Annotated in this window: 5 protein-coding genes; 4 read left to right on the top strand and 1 reads right to left on the bottom strand. The window is 31.8% G+C overall.

Annotated features, from left to right (window positions below; translation table 11 throughout):
• Window positions 1–476, bottom strand: a 476-nt coding sequence (locus tag AC06OU_RS08385; protein WP_475855174.1) for a 5-bromo-4-chloroindolyl phosphate hydrolysis family protein, incomplete at its 3' end; no start/stop codon positions are given.
• A 263-nt stretch (window positions 477–739) separates the two neighbouring features.
• Here AC06OU_RS08385 and AC06OU_RS08380 point away from each other — a divergent pair.
• The 4 genes from AC06OU_RS08380 to AC06OU_RS08365 all read left to right on the top strand — a co-directional run.
• Complete coding sequence (locus AC06OU_RS08380; protein WP_475855173.1) at window positions 740–997, top strand: DUF1033 family protein; 258 nt, start codon at window positions 740–742, stop codon at window positions 995–997.
• A 194-nt stretch (window positions 998–1,191) separates the two neighbouring features.
• Window positions 1,192–1,392: a cold-shock protein gene (locus AC06OU_RS08375; RefSeq protein ID WP_475855171.1), complete on the top strand. Its 201-nt coding sequence runs from the start codon at window positions 1,192–1,194 to the stop codon at window positions 1,390–1,392.
• 151 nt (window positions 1,393–1,543) lie between these two features.
• Window positions 1,544–2,383, top strand: coding sequence for an STAS domain-containing protein (locus AC06OU_RS08370; RefSeq protein ID WP_475855170.1), 840 nt, complete (start codon window positions 1,544–1,546; stop codon window positions 2,381–2,383).
• Window positions 2,384–2,553: 170 nt separating this feature from the next.
• A partial coding sequence (locus tag AC06OU_RS08365; RefSeq protein ID WP_475855168.1) for a YkvA family protein occupies window positions 2,554–2,862 on the top strand: 309 nt, incomplete at its 3' end.

Here is a 2,862-nt window from a genome sequence, read left to right as displayed (position 1 = left end):
TTCATTTCTTTGTTCTTCGATGGCTGAGAAACTAAGAATGTATACTTAGATGTTAGCTCTACTGCCGAATCTAAATGAGCGTAGAAGAAGTTTTCAGCTTGATAAAATTTCTTCGGGTTTGCTTTAACTAAAGCAATAATTCGTTTTGCTAATCTATTTAATTCAAAAAGCTGTTTAAAAGAGCTCACTGATCGTACTTTTAAATAATGGTTATTAAGTGTACGAACCTTTGCTGTTGCTTCCTTAATCTGCTTTCGAATATGAAAATACTCTGATGAAGTTAACTCATATTTCTTCATAATAGATCTCTGTTGAATTTTTTTGATAGCAAAATTGGAGGTTAGGTAGGTAACTACTGCTAACGCTGAGCTTGCCAAAAAACCTAATTCAACTGGAAAGAAGAAAATTAGCCATGATGTAATCATGACTGGAACATTAATAATATGACGAATGACGGTTTGTATTACTTGTGTCATAGTCAAGACCTCCTTATATATACACTACATTATACGAACGAGAGAAAAGTAGGTTTCATATATGTCGAAATTAATGGGAGCATATTACCGTTTAATTTCTCTTTTATTTACTTTGATGTTATTTATAACTTAACGTAAATAGCAAATTTTTTCAATTTATTCAGTTTCAAAAGTCAAAAGAGTAGACATTTTCTTTGTGAGCAGTAAAATATGTATTAATAAAAAGTATTAGAGGCGATTACAATATGTATGAGGTTATTTATATGAAAGCAGACTATGAGCCGTGGTGGGCTTTTGAAGGCTGGGAAGAGTTTATCATGGAAAAAGCGGAATTTGAACATGAGGACCAGGCACGCTCATTTTTAGAAAAAAAACTAACCGAGTTAAGAGGGAAGTTCCCAAAAGAAGAGATGAGAAACGATAAGTACTGGGCATTTTGGTCAGTAAAGGAACAATGTTATTGTGAGTCGTGTGAAGATGACTTACAAATTTTCCATGGAATCATATTTAATATCAGGTAAACGATTTAGAATAATGTAATTATTTGTTGACTAAATTTATCCAACTGCTATAATTTATAGTAACAATTAAAGTATAAACCGGTTGAGCAATTCACATATCCCATGTAGTGATCGATGATGTGATGTCGGTACTTCATGGAATATGTGAATTTTTTAGTTTACATATTGTTAATTTTATTTTTGGAGGTAATAACATGAAACAAGGTACTGTAAAATGGTTTAATGCAGAAAAAGGATTTGGAGTCATCGAAATTGAAGGAGAAAATGATGTATTCGTACACTTCTCTGCTATTCAAGGTGATGGCTTCAAATCACTTGAAGAAGGCCAAAGTGTAGAATTTGAAGTTGTAGAAGGAAATCGCGGGCCACAAGCTGCAAATGTAACAAAACTATAAGTAGGAAGCCCATCATTATGATGGGCTATTTTTTTTCCTAAAAATATATTAAACTCTTTATTAAATACTATCTACATAGTGTTTAATATCCAAAGGATTTGGGTATAAGAATCGAGTGTTTAATTTTATTTAAATTATAGGGGGATGTCACTTGGAAAAGCTATTATTAGGTGGAGGAATTAAAGAGTATTTCGAAGGTAACAAGGAGAAAGTCGAAGATAATCTTTTATCAGAAGCTGTAAATGTTAAAGATAAGATAAATGATATTTTAAGAGTTGGTGACATTGATCTTATCAATAATGCACATCATCTTATTAAAAACATTATCGAGGGTAATGATGAGGAGTTAGATCTATTTGCTAAACAAGAAGGAATTGCCTGGGCAACTCATTCTTTAACGCTTTCTTTTAAATTAGAATGGGTGCAAGCTATCCGTCGAACCATGTGGAGGTTTATAAAGGAATTGAATGATTCCGATCAAATGATGGACCTAGAGGACTTCTTTAAAATTGAAAAGCAGCTAAATAATAGAATTGACAACTTCTTAAACGAATTTTTTATTAATTATTCAACTTATAAAGATGCTTTGTTATCCTCTCAGAAAAAAGTAGTAGCAACTTTATCAGAACCAATAATACCGATCACACCTTCCATTTGTATTTTACCTTTAATTGGATCAGTAGATACATATAGAACTTCAATTCTAGAAGAAAAAGTACTAACTGAAATTAGCAAACTCCGAATACAAACTTTAATAATAGATTTATCAGGTATAGCAGAAATGGAGACAGAGGTAATAGAACATCTGTTAAAGACAATTTATGGTACATCAATGATGGGATGCCAAACTGTAATTACTGGTTTAAGACCTGAGGTTGTTCGACAAATGATTCGATTAGGCATGCAATTTGATAAAGATACAAGAACTTATGGGACATTACAGCAGGCTTTAAATGAATACTTGAAACTAGATAAAATGTATTTACAATAATGGTCATATATAAATAGATTTCACTAGTTTACTGCTGGTATTTGTAATCGAAAATGGCTAATTATAAAACTAACTCTCGTAAGTGTTCATTAATATACTCGAATGAGTGCTATTTAAGTTTCTTTTTCCAAAATTTTTGGTATAGTGAGAACAAGAAAGGGGAGCTTTAAATGAATTTAGAGTTAAAAAAGGAATTGCCTTCCTATGAGGAGCAACAAGATTTTTACACAAAACTACGTGCTAAAATAACGAAATATGTAGATTCCAAATCAAACAAGTTGGGTAAGTTTACACCATACCTTCTTTTTGCTCCAGATTTTTTCCATTTACTTATTAAATCTATGCTAGATGATCGCATTGACGCAAAAAGTAAAACACTTATTGGTAGCGGTATCCTATACTTTATTACTCCCATTGATATATTACCCGAGGGCTTAATAGGACCAGGTGGATACATGGATGATATTATTGTTGCAGCA

The organism is Psychrobacillus sp., assembly GCF_056205495.1.
Note: the sequence above shows the minus strand (reverse complement) of the source record. Positions and strands in the feature narration are given on the sequence as shown.

Coding starts and splice junctions, on each gene's coding strand:
- AC06OU_RS08380 (WP_475855173.1), top strand. CDS start 740: ATGAAAGCAGACTATGAGCCGTGGTGGGCTTTTGAAGGCTGGGAAGAG.
- AC06OU_RS08375 (WP_475855171.1), top strand. CDS start 1,192: ATGAAACAAGGTACTGTAAAATGGTTTAATGCAGAAAAAGGATTTGGA.